This is a genomic window from Rhodococcus sp. ZPP, from assembly GCF_017656075.1.
In the GTDB taxonomy this organism is placed as follows: domain Bacteria; phylum Actinomycetota; class Actinomycetes; order Mycobacteriales; family Mycobacteriaceae; genus Rhodococcus_F; species Rhodococcus_F oxybenzonivorans.
Genome location: NZ_CP058638.1, coordinates 860,832 through 877,673, shown reverse-complemented (window position 1 = coordinate 877,673; position 16,842 = coordinate 860,832). Strand labels below are relative to the sequence as shown.

General features: G+C 66.9%; 18 protein-coding genes. 14 read left to right on the top strand and 4 right to left on the bottom strand.

What is annotated here, in order from left to right:
* The first annotated feature begins 101 nt into the window (after window positions 1-101).
* Window positions 102-1,280, top strand: coding sequence for a radical SAM family heme chaperone HemW (gene hemW / locus HYG77_RS04055; RefSeq protein WP_244461341.1), 1,179 nt, complete (start codon window positions 102-104; stop codon window positions 1,278-1,280).
* Window positions 1,281-1,291: 11 nt separating this feature from the next.
* Here hemW and HYG77_RS04050 read toward each other — a convergent pair whose 3' ends face one another.
* Entirely contained in the window at window positions 1,292-1,609 is a 318-nt protein-coding gene (locus tag HYG77_RS04050; protein WP_005261240.1) for a type II toxin-antitoxin system VapB family antitoxin, read from the bottom strand.
* A gap of 245 nt (window positions 1,610-1,854) precedes the next feature.
* Here HYG77_RS04050 and hrcA point away from each other — a divergent pair, with 245 nt between their 5' ends.
* From hrcA to HYG77_RS03990, 12 genes are all read left to right on the top strand, one after another.
* A complete protein-coding gene (gene hrcA / locus HYG77_RS04045) occupies window positions 1,855-2,898 on the top strand; it encodes a heat-inducible transcriptional repressor HrcA (RefSeq protein ID WP_109335011.1) in 1,044 nt (347 codons plus the stop codon).
* An 89-nt stretch (window positions 2,899-2,987) separates the two neighbouring features.
* Window positions 2,988-4,139: a molecular chaperone DnaJ gene (dnaJ, locus tag HYG77_RS04040; RefSeq protein WP_109329003.1), complete on the top strand. Its 1,152-nt coding sequence runs from the start codon at window positions 2,988-2,990 to the stop codon at window positions 4,137-4,139.
* A gap of 2 nt (window positions 4,140-4,141) precedes the next feature.
* Complete coding sequence (locus HYG77_RS04035) at window positions 4,142-4,903, top strand: 16S rRNA (uracil(1498)-N(3))-methyltransferase (protein WP_109329005.1); 762 nt, start codon at window positions 4,142-4,144, stop codon at window positions 4,901-4,903.
* Between the two features lie 35 nt (window positions 4,904-4,938).
* A complete protein-coding gene (locus HYG77_RS04030) occupies window positions 4,939-5,700 on the top strand; it encodes an alpha/beta hydrolase (protein ID WP_109329007.1) in 762 nt (253 codons plus the stop codon).
* Between the two features lie 139 nt (window positions 5,701-5,839).
* The gene (locus HYG77_RS04025) at window positions 5,840-6,913 is read left to right on the top strand and encodes a PhoH family protein (RefSeq protein ID WP_159921481.1); all 1,074 of its coding nucleotides are present in this window, start codon (window positions 5,840-5,842) and stop codon (window positions 6,911-6,913) included.
* Window positions 6,914-6,949: 36 nt separating this feature from the next.
* Window positions 6,950-7,492: an rRNA maturation RNase YbeY gene (gene ybeY / locus HYG77_RS04020; RefSeq protein WP_109329011.1), complete on the top strand. Its 543-nt coding sequence runs from the start codon at window positions 6,950-6,952 to the stop codon at window positions 7,490-7,492.
* A 21-nt stretch (window positions 7,493-7,513) separates the two neighbouring features.
* Window positions 7,514-8,833, top strand: coding sequence for a hemolysin family protein (locus tag HYG77_RS04015; protein WP_208961896.1), 1,320 nt, complete (start codon window positions 7,514-7,516; stop codon window positions 8,831-8,833).
* Complete coding sequence (locus tag HYG77_RS04010) at window positions 8,826-9,158, top strand: cytidine deaminase (protein WP_109329015.1); 333 nt, start codon at window positions 8,826-8,828, stop codon at window positions 9,156-9,158. The genes HYG77_RS04015 and HYG77_RS04010 overlap by 8 nt, the downstream gene beginning before the upstream one ends.
* Window positions 9,151-10,068 (top strand): GTPase Era, encoded by a 918-nt coding sequence (gene era, locus HYG77_RS04005; protein ID WP_109329016.1) that lies wholly within the window; start codon window positions 9,151-9,153, stop codon window positions 10,066-10,068. The genes HYG77_RS04010 and era overlap by 8 nt, the downstream gene beginning before the upstream one ends.
* 92 nt (window positions 10,069-10,160) lie before the next feature.
* Complete coding sequence (gene recO, locus HYG77_RS04000) at window positions 10,161-10,976, top strand: DNA repair protein RecO (protein ID WP_109329018.1); 816 nt, start codon at window positions 10,161-10,163, stop codon at window positions 10,974-10,976.
* Complete coding sequence (locus HYG77_RS03995; protein WP_109329020.1) at window positions 10,942-11,751, top strand: isoprenyl transferase; 810 nt, start codon at window positions 10,942-10,944, stop codon at window positions 11,749-11,751. The genes recO and HYG77_RS03995 overlap by 35 nt, the downstream gene beginning before the upstream one ends.
* Window positions 11,748-12,149, top strand: a complete 402-nt coding sequence (locus tag HYG77_RS03990; protein ID WP_109329022.1) for a hypothetical protein — start codon at window positions 11,748-11,750, stop codon at window positions 12,147-12,149. Before HYG77_RS03995 ends, HYG77_RS03990 begins: the two co-directional genes overlap by 4 nt.
* Window positions 12,150-12,152: 3 nt before the next feature.
* Here the strand turns inward: HYG77_RS03990 and HYG77_RS03985 are convergent, their stop codons facing one another.
* Together HYG77_RS03985 and HYG77_RS03980 are read right to left on the bottom strand one after the other, a co-directional pair.
* A complete protein-coding gene (locus tag HYG77_RS03985; protein ID WP_109329024.1) occupies window positions 12,153-12,581 on the bottom strand; it encodes a Fur family transcriptional regulator in 429 nt (142 codons plus the stop codon).
* Window positions 12,582-12,583: 2 nt separating this feature from the next.
* A complete protein-coding gene (locus HYG77_RS03980; protein ID WP_109329026.1) occupies window positions 12,584-12,928 on the bottom strand; it encodes a metalloregulator ArsR/SmtB family transcription factor in 345 nt (114 codons plus the stop codon).
* Window positions 12,929-13,147: 219 nt separating this feature from the next.
* On the opposite strand from HYG77_RS03980, the gene HYG77_RS03975 reads away from it, so the two are divergent.
* Window positions 13,148-14,539, top strand: coding sequence for a glycine--tRNA ligase (locus HYG77_RS03975; RefSeq protein ID WP_109329028.1), 1,392 nt, complete (start codon window positions 13,148-13,150; stop codon window positions 14,537-14,539).
* A gap of 224 nt (window positions 14,540-14,763) precedes the next feature.
* Here the strand turns inward: HYG77_RS03975 and HYG77_RS03970 are convergent, their stop codons facing one another.
* Complete coding sequence (locus tag HYG77_RS03970) at window positions 14,764-16,839, bottom strand: TPM domain-containing protein (RefSeq protein ID WP_208961895.1); 2,076 nt, start codon at window positions 16,837-16,839, stop codon at window positions 14,764-14,766.
* Between the last annotated feature and the right edge of the window lie 3 nt (window positions 16,840-16,842).

Sequence of the window (16,842 nt, the reverse complement as noted above, 5' to 3'; positions counted from 1 at the left end):
TTTCTTCCGGTCGGTCGGGCGGTGGACACGTCCCGTGGAATCGCCGCGACGCAACCGTGGACACTGGAGGAGTGAGCGGAACTAGTACGACCCCCGGCAGTCTGCGAGAGGCGGGCCCCTTCGTGCTGCCGGAACGGTCCCTTGCCGGCGTGGGGAGTCGTCCGTTCGGCATCTACATCCACGTTCCGTTCTGCGCCACACGCTGCGGTTACTGCGATTTCAACACCTACACGGCCGGTGAACTCGGCAGCTCCGCGTCCCCGCAGTCGTGGATGGAGGGATTGCGCCGCGAACTCGACGCGGCAGCGGAGCTGACCGGGGCGCCGGCCGTCGACACGGTGTTCGTCGGCGGCGGTACCCCTTCACTGCTGGGCGGTGACGGTTTGGCCGACGTGCTGGGCGCCGTCCGCGCGAGCTTCGGGCTGGCCGATGGCGCCGAGGTCACCACGGAATCGAACCCCGAGTCGACATCGCCGGCGTTCTTCGACCGGCTCCGCGCAGGCGGGTACACCCGCGTCTCGCTGGGCATGCAGTCCGCAGCCCAGCACGTCCTGAAAGTGCTCGATCGGACGCACACTCCCGGTCGGGCGGTCGCCGCCGCCCTCGAAGCGCGGGCCGCCGGGTTCGAGCACGTCAACCTCGACCTCATCTACGGCACACCGGGTGAACGCGACGAGGACCTCGACCTCTCGCTGGATGCGGTGCTCTCGGCGGGGGTCGACCACGTCTCGGCCTACGCGCTGATCGTCGAGGACGGTACCGCGCTGGCCAGGAAGGTCCGCCGCGGTGAACTGCCCGCACCGGACGACGACGTGCTGGCATCGCGCTACGAACGTATCGACGCCCGCCTCGCCGACGCCGGCCTGACCTGGTACGAGGTGTCGAACTGGGCTGTGAGCGGAGCGGAATGCCGGCACAACCTGGGGTACTGGGACGGTGGTGACTGGTGGGGAGCCGGCCCGGGCGCTCACAGTCACGTCGGGGGCGTGCGCTGGTGGAATGTCAAACACCCGGCCCGCTATGCCGAGCAGCTCGCGGCCGGATCGCTACCGGTCGGCGGAAGTGAACACCTCACCGACGACGACCGCCACCTCGAACGGGTGATGCTGACCGCACGGTTGCGGACGGGCCTGCCGGTCGCCGAGCTCGACGCCGGGGAACGCCGCTCCGCCGACGCAGTAGTGAAGGACGGGCTTCTGCTGCGAGACGGCGATCACCTGGTGCTGACCGATCGGGGTCGGCTCCTCGCCGATGCCGTTGTCAGGACCGTTCTCCGGTAGCCGGACCGCGATCAGGCGGTCACGATGCCGGGCATCTCGTCGTAGTCGAACACCCGCGCGTGCAGCACCACCCGGTTTCGCAGGGCCGAGCGCACCGCCCGGTGTAGTCCGTCCTCGAGGTACAGCACCCCATGCCACTGCACGGCGTGCGGAAAGAGGTCGCCGTAGAACGTCGAATCCTCGGACAGCAGCCGGTCGAGTTCCAGAACCTTGGTCGTGGTGACGATTTCGTCGAGTCGAACCTGCCGCGGCGGGATCTTGGACCAGTCGCGCAGCGACAATCCGTGGTCCGGGTAGGGCTTGCCGTCCATGACACCTTTGAAAATCATCGCCTCGTCATCCGCCCGTAGTCGTGCCGTGCGCTCATCGACGCCCGAATATCCAGCTGGTCACCGATGCGCGACTTCCGGTCACCACAGTAAGGCCTCGACGGGTGCGGGCGTCCGGACGATTAGACTGGATCGAGCCGCGATGCACGTGCCTACGCACGGAGCTCAGGGGACGTGAGGGCCTCACCGAACCCGGTTCGGTGAGGGCCGTATTCGTGATGATCGAGAACTGGAGGTGGATGGCGGTGTCGAGTACTGACGACAGACGTTTCGAGGTTCTACGCGCGATCGTCGCCGACTACGTCTCCACACAAGAGCCCGTGGGGTCCAAAGCGCTGGTCGAGCGGCACAACCTGGGGGTTTCCAGCGCCACCGTGCGCAATGACATGGCCTTCCTCGAGAACGAGGGATACATCGCCCAGCCGCACACGAGTTCCGGCCGCGTGCCCACGGACAAGGGTTACCGGCAGTTCGTGGACCGCATCGCCGAAGTGAAGCCGCTGTCGACCGCGGAACGGCGCGCCATCCTGGAGTTCCTCGAGTCGGGTGTCGACCTGGACGACGTGCTCCGGCGGGGCGTGCGGCTCCTCGCGCAACTGACGCGGCAGGTCGCGGTTGTGCAATATCCCACACTTTCGGCGTCGAGCGTTCGCCATCTCGAGGTGGTCGCCCTGACACCCGCTCGGCTGCTGCTGGTGCTGATCACCGACTCCGGCCGCGTCGATCAACGCATCGTCGAACTCGGTGACGTCCTCGACGACGAAGACCTGGCACGACTGCGCAGGCTCCTCGGCGGCGCTCTCGAAGGCAAGCGGCTGGCGGCGGCGTCGATCGCCGTGTCGGAACTCGCCGAAGAGGCGCCCGAAGACCTCCGCGACGCCGTGGTCCGTTCGGCCACCGTGCTCGTGGAAACGCTCGTCGAACATCCCGAGGAGCGACTGGTGCTCGGCGGCACGGCGAACCTCACCCGCAATGCCGCCGATTTCACCGGTATCAGCGGGCTGCCCGGTTCGTTGCGGGCCGTCCTCGAGGCGCTCGAGGAGCAGGTGGTGGTCCTGAAACTGCTGGCCGCCACCCAGGATGCCGGCACCGTCACCGTGCGGATCGGCGAAGAAACACAGGTGGAGCAGATGCGCGGCACCTCGGTCATTTCCACCGGCTACGGCGCCGCCGGCACCGTGCTCGGCGGCATGGGAGTGCTCGGACCTACCCGAATGGACTATCCGGGAACAATCGCGTCGGTGGCAGCCGTTGCCAGATACATCGGCCAGGTACTCGCCGAGCGGTAACCGCCGGACCCATGAGCTCGACGGGAGCCGGGGACGCGAAGACGGATCAATAGCGAGATGACGAAGTAGAGAAGGACGAGAGACTCAACGTGGCACGGGATTACTACGCAACGCTCGGCGTCGACCAGAAGGCGACCGACCAGGAGCTCAAGCGCGCCTACCGCAAGCTTGCGAGGGAACTGCATCCCGACGTGAACCCCGACGAGTCGGCGCAGGCTCGGTTCCGGGAGATCTCGACGGCCTACGAGGTGCTGTCCGACCCGGAGAAGCGGCGCATCGTCGATCTCGGTGGCGACCCGCTGTCCTCCGGCGGTGGTGGTGCGGGTGCCGGCTTCGGAGGCGGTTTCGGTGGCGGCCTCGGCGACGTGTTCGAAGCGTTCTTCGGTGGCGGAGGTGGCGCGGGACGCGGTCCCCGCGGCCGGGTGCAGCCCGGAGCGGACTCCCTCCTGCGCACCCGTCTGACGCTGGCCGAATGCGCGACCGGCGTGAGCAAGCAGGTCGCGGTCGAGACGGCGATCCTGTGCGACAGCTGCACCGGCTCCGGCACCAACGGAAACTCCAAGCCCGTGCGCTGTGAGACGTGTGGCGGTGCCGGTGAAGTGCAGTCGGTCCAGCGTTCGTTCCTCGGTCAGGTGATGACCTCCCGTCCGTGTCCGACGTGCCGCGGCGCGGGCGAAACCATTCCGGATCCCTGCCACAAGTGCGGCGGCGACGGCCGCGTGCGCGCCCGCCGCGACATCACCGTCAAGGTCCCTGCCGGCGTCGCCGGAGGTATGCGGATCCGGCTCGCCGCGCAGGGCGAGGTCGGCCCCGGCGGTGGTCCGGCCGGTGACCTGTACGTCGAGGTCGTCGAGCAGGCACACGAGGTATTCGTCCGCGACGGCGAAGATCTGCACTGCACCGTCCGGGTGCCGATGGTCGACGCCGCGCTCGGAACCACGGTCACCATCGACACCATCATCGACGGCCCCAAGGACATCGTCATCGAACCCGGCACCCAGCCCGGGTCGGTGACGGTCCTGCGCGGACACGGCATGCCGAAGCTGCGCTCCGGTGTACGCGGCGACGTGCACGCGCACCTCGAGGTCGTCGTGCCCTCGCGCCTCGACCACAAGGAAGCCAAGCTTCTCCGCGAGCTGCGCGATCTGCGTGACCGGGACGTCGCCGAGGTCGTCTCCACCCAGTCGCAACACAGCGGCGGGCTGTTCTCCCGTCTGCGCGAAGCGTTCAGCGGCCGCTGACGGTGGCGGCCACCGTCTTCTTCCTCGACCCCCTGCCCGAGGTCGGGCAGACCGCGGTGCTCGACGGCCCCGAGGGCAGGCACGCGGCCACCGTGCGCCGAATCGGTGTCGGTGAGCGGATCGTCCTCGCCGATGGACGCGGCGGCCTCGCGGACACCGAAGTCACCGCAGCCGGAAAGGACCGGCTCGAACTCACCGTCCACGAGCGTCGTCAGGTATCTGCGGCGTCCCCCACGGTCACGGTGATCCAGGCACTGCCGAAGGCGGACCGCTCGGAGCTGGCCGTCGAACTCGCCACCGAGGCCGGTGTCGATGCGATCATTCCTTGGCAGTCGTCGCGGTGCGTGGCCAAGTGGGAGGGTCCCAAGGTGGCGAAGGGCGTCGCCCGCTGGCGTAGCGCCGCACTGGCCGCCGCCAAGCAGTCGCGGCGGGCGATCGTGCCCGAGGTGTCGGAGCTGCACCGCACCGCCGGAATGCTCGCCGTCGTGCGTGAGGTGGTGGGCCGCGGCGGAGTCGTCGCGGTGCTGCACGAAGCGGCCACACAGGGTCTCGCCGAACTGCCACTGCGTTCGGCCGCAGAGATTGTGCTCGTCGTTGGACCCGAGGGCGGCCTCGCCGACGACGAGGTCGCCTCGTTGACGGAGGCCGGCGCTGTTCCCGTACTGCTGGGACCGCACGTCTTGCGGACCTCCACGGCAGCCGCGGTCGCCCTCGGGGCCCTCGGCGTGCTCACGGACCGCTGGGGCGCCGCCCCCATCGCCTGACGCTGCGTCTTCGTCGCCGATTAATCTGACTGGCCGTGGACCGCATTCGTATCGCCTACGGCACCGAACCGCAGCAGTTCGGGCACTTCTACGCCCCCGAGGAGCCGGTCGAGGGTCCCGTCCCCGTGGTGATGGTCGTGCACGGCGGGTTCTGGAGCGGCAAGTACCACCTCAACCTGGGAACGAGCTTCTCGGTCGATCTGGCGCGGCACGGAGTCGCGGTCTGGAACATCGAGTACCGCAGATTGGGTGCGGGTGGGACGTGGGACGAGATGTCCGTCGACGTCGTCGCCGCGCTGGAGGCAATCGCCGGTCCGGTCGCCGAGCAGTCACCGGTGGCCTTCGACTTGTCTCGCGTTCGGGTGGTCGGGCACTCGGCCGGGGGACAGCTGGCCGTGTGGCTCGCAGGCCAATCGCACACCGCGGTGCGGCCCGACATGGTGGTGGCACAGGCCGGGGCGCTCGACCTCGCGTCGGCGGCGGAGCGTGGGCGGCGTATCGGGTACATCGAGGACCTTCTCGGCGTTCCCTTCGGCGACGATCCCGAGCGCTACCGCTCGGCGTCTCCTTACCACCGGATTCCGATCGGCGTACCGGTCGTCTGCGTGCACGGCACGGAGGACGTGCAAGTGCCTGCGAAGGTGAGTGTGCGGTACAGCGAGGCCGCGCGGGCGGCCGGGGACCCGATCGCGCTGCATGTCGTCGAGGGTGAAGACCACTACGCCTTCCTGAATCCCGAGACCGACTGTTGGAAGATCTCGCGGCATGCGCTGTTGACCGGTCCGGTCGACGGGTGACGTTTCCCCGCCGCCGTCGCCGATCATGCCTGTGTTGTCACGTAATCGGGTGGGCGCGCTGACCTGCGAGCGATAGACTGCGGAGAGCACGGCGACCGCCGTGAATCGCCGGGAACCGGAAGTAGGCCATATACCTCACGTGAGCGAACAAGACCAGAATGGCGAGACGTTCGGCGCCACGCGCCCGGCGGAACGCACCGTGCGTTCGAGTATCGATCTCCCACCCGAAACGGTCCCGCCCCTCCTCGGTTCTGCCGACGAGAATCTGCGAGCTCTCGAGCGGGTCCTGGATGCAGACATCCACGTACGCGGCAATGCGGTCACACTCACCGGAAAACCCGGGGACGTTGCCCTGGCCGAGCGCGTGATCACCGAGCTCGCCGCCATCGTGGGCCGGGGACAGCCGCTCGCACCCGATGCGGTGCGGCGCACCGTCGGGATGCTGACCCAGGGGTTGAGCGAGTCCCCCGCCGAGGTTCTCACTCTCGACATCCTGTCGCGGCGCGGCAAGACCATCAGACCCAAGACACTCAATCAGAAGCGGTACGTGGACGCGATCGACGCCAACACGATCGTCTTCGGTGTCGGCCCCGCCGGCACGGGCAAGACGTACCTGGCGATGGCGAAGGCCGTGCAGTCGCTGCAGACCAAGCAGGTGTCGCGGATCATCCTCACCCGCCCCGCGGTCGAGGCGGGCGAGCGGCTCGGATTCCTGCCCGGCACGCTGCACGAGAAAATCGACCCATACCTGCGGCCACTGCACGACGCGCTGCACGACATGATGGACCCCGAGGCAATCCCGAAACTGATGCAGTCGGGCATCATCGAGGTCGCGCCGCTGGCGTACATGCGAGGTCGCACGCTGAACGACGCGTTCATCATTCTCGACGAGGCACAGAACACCACCGCCGAGCAGATGAAGATGTTCCTCACCCGGCTGGGCTTCGGTTCCAAAGTGGTCGTCACCGGTGACGTCACCCAGGTGGACCTGCCGGGAGGTGCGCGATCGGGCCTGCGAGCCGCCAGCGAGATCCTCGGCGACATCGACGACATCCACTTCGCCGAGCTGAACAGCAGCGACGTGGTCCGGCACCGGCTGGTATCCGACATCGTCGACGCCTACGAGCGTTTCGAGGCGGACCGCGACGGCAAGGTGGAGCTCGGAAACCGCGCACAGCGGAGAGCGGCGCACTCGCGTTCTCCGCGACGGTAGGGTGAGTGTCGCCGGAACCAGGAGGAAGCGACACACATGAGCATCGAAGTCTCGAACGAATCGGGCATGGACGTCTCCGAAGAGGAGCTGATCAGCGTTGCCCGCTTCGTGATCGCACGGATGGATGTCCATCCCGCGGCCGAGTTGTCGATGGTCCTCGTGGACTCGGCCACCATGGCGGACCTGCACATGCGGTGGATGGACCTGCCGGGCCCCACCGACGTGATGTCCTTCCCGATGGACGAGCTCGAGCCGGGTGGTCGGCCGGATGCGCCGGACCCCGGACCGTCGATGCTCGGCGACATCGTGCTGTGCCCGTCCTTCGCAGCGGATCAGGCCGACAAGGCCGGTCACCCGCTGGCCCACGAACTCGCGCTGCTCACCGTCCACGGAGTGCTGCACCTTCTGGGCTACGACCACGCGGAGCCCGAGGAAGAGAAAGAAATGTTCGGCCTGCAGAACCAGCTCCTCGAAGAGTGGTACGAGGACCTTCGCCGCGCCGAACGGGACGCGGCACTCGCTGCCCGCGATCAGAAGTTGCTCGGCAAGGCCGGGTTCTTCGACTCGCCGGATCAGTAACCGCGACGTGAAGGGTTCTTTGTGACTAGCGCCATCGCGCTGATCGTCCTCGCGATCGTTCTCGTCCCCCTCGGCGGTGTGTTCGCCGCCGTCGACTCCGCACTCAACACCATCTCGTCGGCGCGCGTCGAGGAGATGGCCAAGGAGGATCGGGCCGGCGCCCACCGGGTCCTCCGCATCCTGTCGGATCGCCCACGCTACGTGAATCTCATGGTGCTGCTTCGCATCCTGTGTGAAATCACCGCCACTGTGGTGCTCGTCGGCGGGTTGATCGACCTCCTCGAACCGGTGTGGGCCCTCACGGTCACCGCCATCGTCATGGTGCTCGTCGACTATGTGGTGATCGGCGTCGGCCCGCGCACACTCGGCCGTCAGCACGCCTACTCGATAGCGCTCATCGCGTCGTTCCCCTTGCAGGTCATCGGTACCCTCCTCGGCCCGATCAGCCGCCTGTTGATCCTCATCGGTAACGCGATCACGCCGGGCCGTGGTTTCCGCAACGGCCCCTTCGCTTCCGAGATCGAGCTTCGAGAACTCGTCGACATGGCGCAGGAGCGTGGCGTGGTGGCCGACGAGGAGCGGCGCATGATTCAGTCGGTGTTCGAACTCGGCGACACCTCGGCCCGTGAGGTGATGGTCCCGCGCACCGAAATGGTGTGGATCGAGAGCGACAAGAGCGCCGGACAGGCGACGTCCCTCGCCGTCCGCAGCGGTCACTCGCGGATCCCGGTGATCGGCGACAACGTCGATGACGTCCTCGGGGTGGTCTACCTCAAAGACCTGGTCCAGCAGACGTACCACTCGCGTGACGGTGGGCGCAGCGTCCGCGTCCGCGACGTGATGCGCCCGGCCGTGTTCGTGCCGGATTCCAAACCACTGGACAGCCTCCTCGCCGAAATGCAGCGCGACCGCAACCACATGGCGGTGCTGGTGGACGAATACGGCGGAGTCGCCGGGCTCGTCACCATCGAAGACGTCATCGAGGAAATCGTCGGGGAGATCGCCGACGAGTACGACCAGGACGAGACACCGCCGATCGAGGACCTCGGTGACGGTATGTACCGGGTGTCGGCGCGGCTGCCCATCGAGGATCTCGGCGAACTGTTCGGACTCGAACTCGAAAACGATGAGGTGGAGACCGTCGGCGGGTTGATCGGATACGAACTCGGCAGGGTGCCCCTTCCCGGCTCCGAGGTCGTGTCGGAGGGGCTGATCCTGCGCGGCGAGGGCTCCCCCGACGTGCGGGGCCGGGTGCGGATCAGTACGGTCTTCGTGCAACGCGCCCCCATCTCGGAAGACGATCACGACGACGAACGCGAACGGGAGAGCGACGATGCCTGAACTCGATACCGAGGACGCCAAGCTGATCGTGCTTGCGCGGGGAGCCCTGGGACGCAGCGGAAGCGGGCAGGGCGCTGCCGTCCGCGACCTCGACGGCCGCACCTACGCCGCAGGCGCCGTCACCTTGGCCGCGTTGTCGCTGACAGCTCTGCAGGCGGCCGTCGCCGCGGCGGTGTCGAGCGGCGCCGAAGGATTCGAAGCGGCTGTCCTGATCGGCGCAGCCCCGGACGACCCCGGCATCGCCGCACTACACGAAGTCAGTGCGCAGGCGGCGATCGTCTTCGCGCGAACCGATGGATCCGTGATCGAGGAGAAGCATGAGTAAACCCGAATTCCGTTCCGGATTCGTCTGTTTCGTCGGGCGGCCCAACACGGGCAAGTCCACACTCACCAACGCGTTGGTGGGCAGCAAGATCGCGATCACGTCTTCGCGTCCGCAGACGACCCGGCATACGATTCGCGGCATCGTGCACCGCGAGCACGCGCAGTTGATCCTCGTCGACACCCCGGGGCTGCACCGGCCCCGGACGCTCCTCGGTCAGCGCCTCAACGACCTCGTGCGCGACACCTACTCCGAGGTCGACGTGATCTGCCTGTGCATTCCCGCGGACGAGAAGATCGGTCCCGGCGACCGGTGGATCGTGCAGCAGGTTCGCCAGATCGCGCCGAAGACGACGCTCATCGGCATTGTGACGAAGATCGACAAGGTCACCAAGGACAAGGTCGGGCAGCAGCTGCTGGCCGTGTCCCAGATGCTCGGACCGGAATCCGACGTCGTGCCGGTCTCGGCTGCGTCGGGTGAGCAGGTGGAGGTCCTGGTGGACGTGCTCGCCTCCAAGATGGAGGAAGGGCCCGCGTTCTACCCGGACGGCGAGCTCACCGACGAACCCGAAGAAACGTTGATGGCCGAACTCATCCGTGAGGCGGCGCTCGAGGGCCTCGGCGACGAACTGCCGCACTCTCTTGCGGTGGTCATCGAGGAAGTGATCCCCCGCGAGGGGCGCACCGAAAAGCAGGGCGAAATGCTCGACGTGCACGCCCTGCTGTACGTCGAACGCCCGAGCCAGAAGGGCATCGTCATCGGGAAGGGTGGCGCCCGGCTCCGGGAGGTCGGGACCAAGGCCCGCCTGCAGATCGAGAAGTTGCTGGGCACCCGGATCTTCCTCGAGCTGCACGTCAAAGTCGCCAAGGACTGGCAGCGCGACCCGAAGCAATTGGGCCGCCTGGGCTTCTAGGCGGCTGCGCCGCCCGTGAGTGGTTAACGAGTCCTGAGGCTCGTCAACCACTCACGGGCGCGGAGCGCCTACCGACATGGGACACTGGACCGGTGAGGCTGTATCGAGACAATGCGGTGGTCCTGCGCCAGCACAAGCTGGGCGAGGCCGACCGTATCGTCACACTCCTCACCCGCCAGCACGGTCTGGTGCGCGCGGTGGCCAAGGGGGTGCGCCGCACCAAGTCCAAGTTCGGGGCCAGGCTCGAGCCGTTCGCGCACATCGACGTGCAGTTGTATCCGGGCCGAAACCTCGACATCGTCACCCAGGTGCAAACTGTCGATGCGTTCGCCACCGACATCGTCGACGACTACTCCCGGTACACCACGGCGTGTGCAATCCTCGAAACCGCCGAACGACTGGCCGGTGAAGAGCGCGCTCCCGCGCTGCAACTGCACCGCCTGACGGTGGGTGCGCTGCGCGCCGTCGCCGAACACCATCGGCCGTGTGAGCTGATTCTCGATGCCTTCCTGCTGAGGGCAATGGGCTACGCAGGATGGGCACCTGCACTCGACGAGTGTGCGCGGTGCAGCGCACCCGGACCCCACCGGGCATTCCACGTGTCCGCTGGCGGCGCGGTGTGTACCCACTGCCGCCCACCCGGTGCGGCCACCCCGTCTCCCGGGGTGCTCGCACTGATGGACGCGCTGTTCCGTGGGAACTGGGCAGAAACCGAAAATGTGGCGGCGCCGCTGCGCAGTCAGGCCAGCGGACTGGTCGCCGCGCACCTGCAGTGGCATCTCGAACGACAGCTGCGCACCCTTCCCCTGATCGAACGGTCCCGTCCGCATCCGGCCGTCGGGCCGGAGAATTCGGTCAGGCAGGATGGGGACCGTGATTCGACGACGCGAACCTCGAACTCCGCTTGACGGTGCGGCCGAACGCCACATTCGGCCGCCCGACCCGCATCCGTCGGGGGCTCGGCCGCCGGGCCTGCAGACCGAACTGATACCTCGGCACATCGCGCTGGTCATGGACGGGAACGGCCGTTGGGCGCAGGAACGGGGACTGCCCCGGACTGCGGGCCATGAACGCGGTGAAGCCGTGCTGATGGACGCGGTCTGCGGTTGTATCGAGATGGGTGTCGAATGGCTGTCGGCGTATGCCTTCTCGACGGAGAACTGGAAACGCAGTCCCGAAGAAGTCCGCTTCTTGATGGGCTTCAACCGGGACGTGATCCGCAGGCGCCGCGACGAAATGCACGAGATGGGTGTGCGCGTGCGCTGGGCGGGACGCCGACCACGGTTGTGGCGCAGCGTGATCAAGGAACTCGAGATCGCCGAGGAGTTGACGAAGCACAACACGGTGATGAACCTGACGATGTGCGTCAACTACGGTGGTCGCGCCGAGATCGCCGATGCGACGAAGGAAATCGCACGCAGGGTTGCGGCGGGACAACTCGATCCGGAGAAGATCACCGAGGCGACGGTGGCCCGGTACCTCGACGAGCCGGACATGCCGGATGTCGATCTGTTCCTGCGGCCGTCCGGTGAGCAACGAACGTCCAATTTCTTGATCTGGCAGTCCGCGTACGCGGAAATGGTCTATCAGGAGAAGCTGTTTCCCGACTTCGACCGGCGCGATTTGTGGGCGGCCTGCGTCGAATACGCCTCTCGGGACCGCAGATTCGGTGGCGTCAAGTGACGGCCGACGGAGCGCCGGCACTTCTGGCGCGCGCCGAGAATGCACTCGCTCATTTCGCCACGGTCGACAGGGCGGACGACGGCTCGCTCAGTTTCGAGTACGCCGGAGCGCTGTGCTCGATCAGTGCGATGACCCTGACCGAGGGACTGGACGTGTTGTCGATGACCTGTGTCCTCGCCTGGGATCGCCCCGTCAGTGCGTCACTGCACAAGAAGGTGGCCGAACGAAACAGCGCCCTCCAGTTCGGCTCGATCGCCGTGTTCGGACACGGCAGACTCGCCGACGTCATCCTGCGCTACACGTTCCCCGCCGCCGGCCTCGAGGACGAGGCCCTGACCACGATGTTGCTGCTGGCCCTGTCCGGGGCGGACACGGCTCGTCAGGGACTGATTCCCTGACGCTCACCGCGGCGCGTTGCAGTCCTTGCAGACGCCGAAGATCTCGATGGTGTGGCTGACGTCGGAGAATCCGTGATCGTCGGCGATCGACTGCGACCACTGTTCCACGGTGGGTCCTTCGACCTCGACGGTGTAGCCGCAACTGCGGCACACGAGATGATGGTGGTGCCCCGACGAGCACCTGCGGTACACCGATTCACCCGTGTCCGTTCGCAGGACGTCGACCGTCCCGGCATCGGCCAGCGTCTGCAGCGTGCGGTAGACGGTGGTGAGACCGATGCCTTCTCCACGTTTACGGAGTTCGTCGTGGAGTTCTTGTGCCGAGCGGAATTCCTCGATGTCGTCGAGGAGGGCGGAGATCGCACTGCGCTGCTTGGTGGCGCGCACTCCGACGACCACAGGTTTGCGATGCTCGGCGTTCTGGGTCGACATTCTCATCCTTCCTCGGCGTGCGCGACGGCGTCCACGACGATGTGTGCGAGGTGGTCGTCGACGAGCCGGTAGAGAACCTCGCGCCCGGTGCGTTCGCCGCGCACCACTCCGGCAGCCTTCAAGACGCGAAGGTGCTGGCTGATCAGCGGCTGGGTGACTCCCAGCGCCCCGACGAGTTCGTGCACGCAGCGCTCCGATTCGCGCAGTTGCAGCACGATGGCGATGCGGACCGGTGCAGCGAGCGCGCGCAGAATGTCACCTGCCGCAACCAACGTCTCCTTCGACGGCACAGGCGCGGGCGGTGCGGTGTCGAACGGATGAAGATCGCCGGTATCGGTCACGCTCACAGCGGATCTCCTTCGGTATGCCGGACACGAAGCGACAGAATGGTCGGGGAGCACGTTCGGTCAGCTCGTCGCCCATCTTATTGCAAATCGATTCCATTTTGATATGCATGAATTCGCATGTCAACCAGGCGGGTGAACCGGACGGAAACGGGCAGATAGGCTAGGAGCCGAAAACTGCACGTAAACCATGCATCTATTACCCAGATGGAGAGCACTCGAGTGGCACCGAAATCCAAAGTCGAAACCGTCGTCAACCTGGCCAAGCGTCGTGGCCTCGTCTATCCGTGCGGTGAGATCTACGGGGGCACGAAGTCGGCCTGGGATTACGGCCCCTTGGGTGTCGAACTCAAGGACAACATCAAGAAGCAGTGGTGGCGCAACATGGTCACCAGCCGCGAAGACGTCGTCGGTCTCGACTCGTCGGTAATTCTTCCGCGGGAGGTATGGGTGGCGTCCGGCCACGTCGGCGTGTTCAACGACCCGTTGGTCGAGTGTCTCAACTGCCACAAACGCCACCGTCAGGATCACCTGCAGGAGGCGTACGCGGAAAAGAAGGGTCTCGATAACCCCGACGACGTCACCATGGACGTCATTGCCTGCCCCGACTGCGGCACGGTGGGGCGTTGGACCGAGCCCCGCGACTTCAACATGATGCTCAAGACGTATCTCGGCCCGGTCGAGAGCGAAGAGGGAATGCACTACCTGCGGCCCGAGACGGCGCAGGGCATTTTCGTCAACTTCGCGAACGTGCTCACCACGTCGCGTAAGAAGCCGCCCTTCGGCATCGGCCAGATCGGTAAGAGCTTCCGCAACGAGATCACCCCCGGCAACTTCATCTTCCGCACTCGCGAGTTCGAGCAGATGGAGATGGAGTTCTTCGTCAAGCCCGGTGAGGACGAGGAGTGGCACCAGTACTGGATCGACTACCGCATGGACTGGTACACGGGCCTGGGTATCAACAAGGACAACCTGCGCCTGTACGAGCACGCCGCGGACAAGCTGTCGCACTACTCCAAGCGGACCGTGGACATCGAGTACCGGTTCCACTTCCAGGGCAGCGAGTGGGGCGAGCTCGAGGGTGTGGCCAACCGCACCGACTTCGATCTGTCGACGCACTCGACGCACTCGGGCACCGACCTCAGCTATTACGACCAGGCCAGTGGTGACCGGTACACGCCGTACGTCATCGAGCCCGCCGCCGGCCTCACCCGGTCGCTGATGGCCTTCCTCGTCGACTCCTACACCGAGGACGAGGCACCCAACGCGAAGGGCGGCGTCGACAAGCGCACGGTGCTGCGGCTGGACCGTCGCCTCGCGCCGGTGAAGGCCGCGGTGCTGCCGTTGTCCCGCAATGCCGATCTGACGCCCAAGGCGAAGGATCTGGCCGCGACGCTTCGTCAGAACTGGAACGTCGAGTTCGACGATGCCGGCGCCATCGGACGCCGTTACCGTCGTCAGGACGAGATCGGTACGCCGTTCTGCATCACCGTCGACTTCGACACCCTCGAGGATCATGCGGTCACCGTCCGTGAGCGTGACTCGATGGCTCAGGAGCGTGTCGCGCTCGATCAGGTGGAGGGCTACCTGGCCCAGCGCCTTCTGGGCTGCTGATCCGGAAGACGAGCAGGGTGAGCAGTTCCCCGGTTGCGGTCGATTCCCGACCGCAACCGGGGATCTGTTGTAATTGCCTCAGACGAAACGGGGGCATTGATGAGTGATGTGCTGGTATGCGGTGCGCTGCTGATCGGGAGCGCAGGTTTTCTGGGACTGGCGGTGGCCCTGTTCGGGTCGGCTGGTGCCCGCTCGTGCAGCGACGTCGAGTAGGCCGCGGAAGGTCAGAAGCGGCCGCCTCCGCTGATTCGGCCCGAGCTGCGCGGACCACCGAAGGAGCCCGGCCCACCCCCGAAACCGCCACCACCGAAACCGCCACGGGAGCCTCGGCCTCCCCAGCTGCCGCGGCCGCTGAATCCGCCCCGCATGACGCTGTCGATCAGGATTCCGCCGAGGACCGCCCCGGCGAGGTTCCCGCCGGCCCCCGGCCCGGCGCCTTGCCGAAGTTCCCAGTCCTGCACGTCGTTTCGGGCAGAATTCAGGGCGTCGACGGCGAGAGTCGACGCGGCCTGCGCATGCTGCAGGGCGCCGGAGACATCGGTCTCGCGGAGCTGACGCGCGGCGGCGAGATGACGCTGGGCCTCGGTGAGCCGGGTCCTGGCCTCCGCACCGATCGCACCGCGCCGGGTGCCGATGAAATCCGAGGCCGCGGTCACCTGTGACTGCGCTGCCACCAGGTTCTGGTCGAGACGCTGCTGCGCGCGTTCGCTCTGTCGGCGGGATTCCTGGGCTGCTGCCAGGACGGCGTCGAGTTCGGCGTCTGCCTTGACGATCGCGGTGAAGGTGCCGAGCGGGTCGGCATCTTTCGAGGTGCGTGCCGATGCGAGCGCTGCCTGGGCGGCGTCCCGCGCCGATTCGAGCGGGGGTCCACCCTGCTCGGTGAACTGGGCGGCAGCGGCCACCCCGTTCTCGAGGTCGGTGATCGCCGCGGGCAGGGCGGCGATCGCGTGGCGAATGTTGTCGGCTGCGTGATCGACGGCGTCGAGCAACGTCCGGGCCTGCTCGAGTGCGCCCTCGGCACTGCGGATCGCAGACACGGCCGGCCCCTGCTTTCCCGGCGGCAGGGCGATGGTGTCCCGCGCCTCGCTCACTGCCTGCTCCGCAAACGCCAGCCGTTCCTGCGCCATCGTCACATTGGCCGCGACGGACGCCAGCGTCTCGGCCGGGAACTGGGTGTGCAGTGCCTCGAGTGTGCGGGTGGACTCCGGAATGCGGACGCTTGCCGCGACGATGTCGCGGGTCAGCGCGTCGAGTCGCTCGGGTGCGTTGATCAGGAGATTTCGCAGACCGTCGAACTCCTGAACCCGTTCGTCGAGTTCCCGGTCTGCCCGGCCGCAGGAGGAGATGATGTCGATCAGCATCTCTCGCTGCTGCTGGGGAGTCTCGGGAATCGCGTCGTCGAGTCGTTGACGGACGGTGAACGCGGCGGCCAGCGCCGCCTGCGCCTTCTCGAACGCCGTGGTGAACGACGCGGTCGACTGCTCCCCGAACTCGCCCCGGGCGAGGTCGAGTTCTTCGCGGCTGGTGCGCAGCGCGTTGTCCGTGTCGACCAGAATTTCCCTGGCCCGCTCGTCCAGCGTGGGCAGCGGCAGGGCGGCAAGTGCGTCGGTGTCCTCGGGGTCGATGTTCCTCGCGGCCGCGACAGCGTCAGCGGCTCGGTCGTTCTTCTTCTTGCGGGAGTACAGGACAATTCCGCCGACGCCTGCCGCCACCACGCCGCCGCCGATGAGCAGCGTGCGCACCGACATTCCGCCGCTCGCGCTCATCGCATCGCCGAGACCGCCCGCCGCGGCAATGGCGCCACCCGCCCAGTCATCCTCGCGCAGAGCGGGTTCGACGGCGTCGACCCGGATGCTCTCCGCTTCATCGGAAGATATTTCCTCGAGGCCGTCCGAGGCGATGAGAGCGTATTCGCGGTCGACGGTGGCGACAGCCAACAGCGCGTCCCGGTCGCCGAGCGAGGAGGCCTGCGCGGTGCGATCGGCCCACGGTCCTGCGCCGAGACCGTCGAAGTCGGCGACATAGACCACCCACAACCGCACCTTGTGCTCGTCGTAGAGCTGATCGATCGCGGCCTCGACCTCGGTTCGCTGATCCTCGTCCAGCGCGCCCACGTTGTCCGTCACCTGAGTGGGCAACCGGAAGGGTGCATCGGCCGACGCGACCGCCGGTCCCCACAGGATCGTCACCACACCGAGGACGGCTGCGACCGCACCCAGGACCGAGAACCGTCGAGCAGGTGGAGCGAGGATTCGTCGGCGGGACGACGGCAACTGCTCGAGTGGCGATGCGACTGGCATGGC

Excerpts from the sequence above, each read along its gene's own strand:
- HYG77_RS03985 (WP_109329024.1), bottom strand. The coding sequence starts at position 12,581 with ATGTCGACCCAGAACGCCGAGCATCGCAAACCTGTGGTCGTCGGAGTG.
- HYG77_RS03970 (WP_208961895.1), bottom strand. The coding sequence starts at position 16,839 with ATGCCAGTCGCATCGCCACTCGAGCAGTTGCCGTCGTCCCGCCGACGA.
- HYG77_RS04010 (WP_109329015.1), top strand. The coding sequence starts at position 8,826 with ATGCCTGAACTCGATACCGAGGACGCCAAGCTGATCGTGCTTGCGCGG.
- HYG77_RS04050 (WP_005261240.1), bottom strand. The coding sequence starts at position 1,609 with ATGATTTTCAAAGGTGTCATGGACGGCAAGCCCTACCCGGACCACGGA.
- ybeY (WP_109329011.1), top strand. The coding sequence starts at position 6,950 with ATGAGCATCGAAGTCTCGAACGAATCGGGCATGGACGTCTCCGAAGAG.
- era (WP_109329016.1), top strand. The coding sequence starts at position 9,151 with ATGAGTAAACCCGAATTCCGTTCCGGATTCGTCTGTTTCGTCGGGCGG.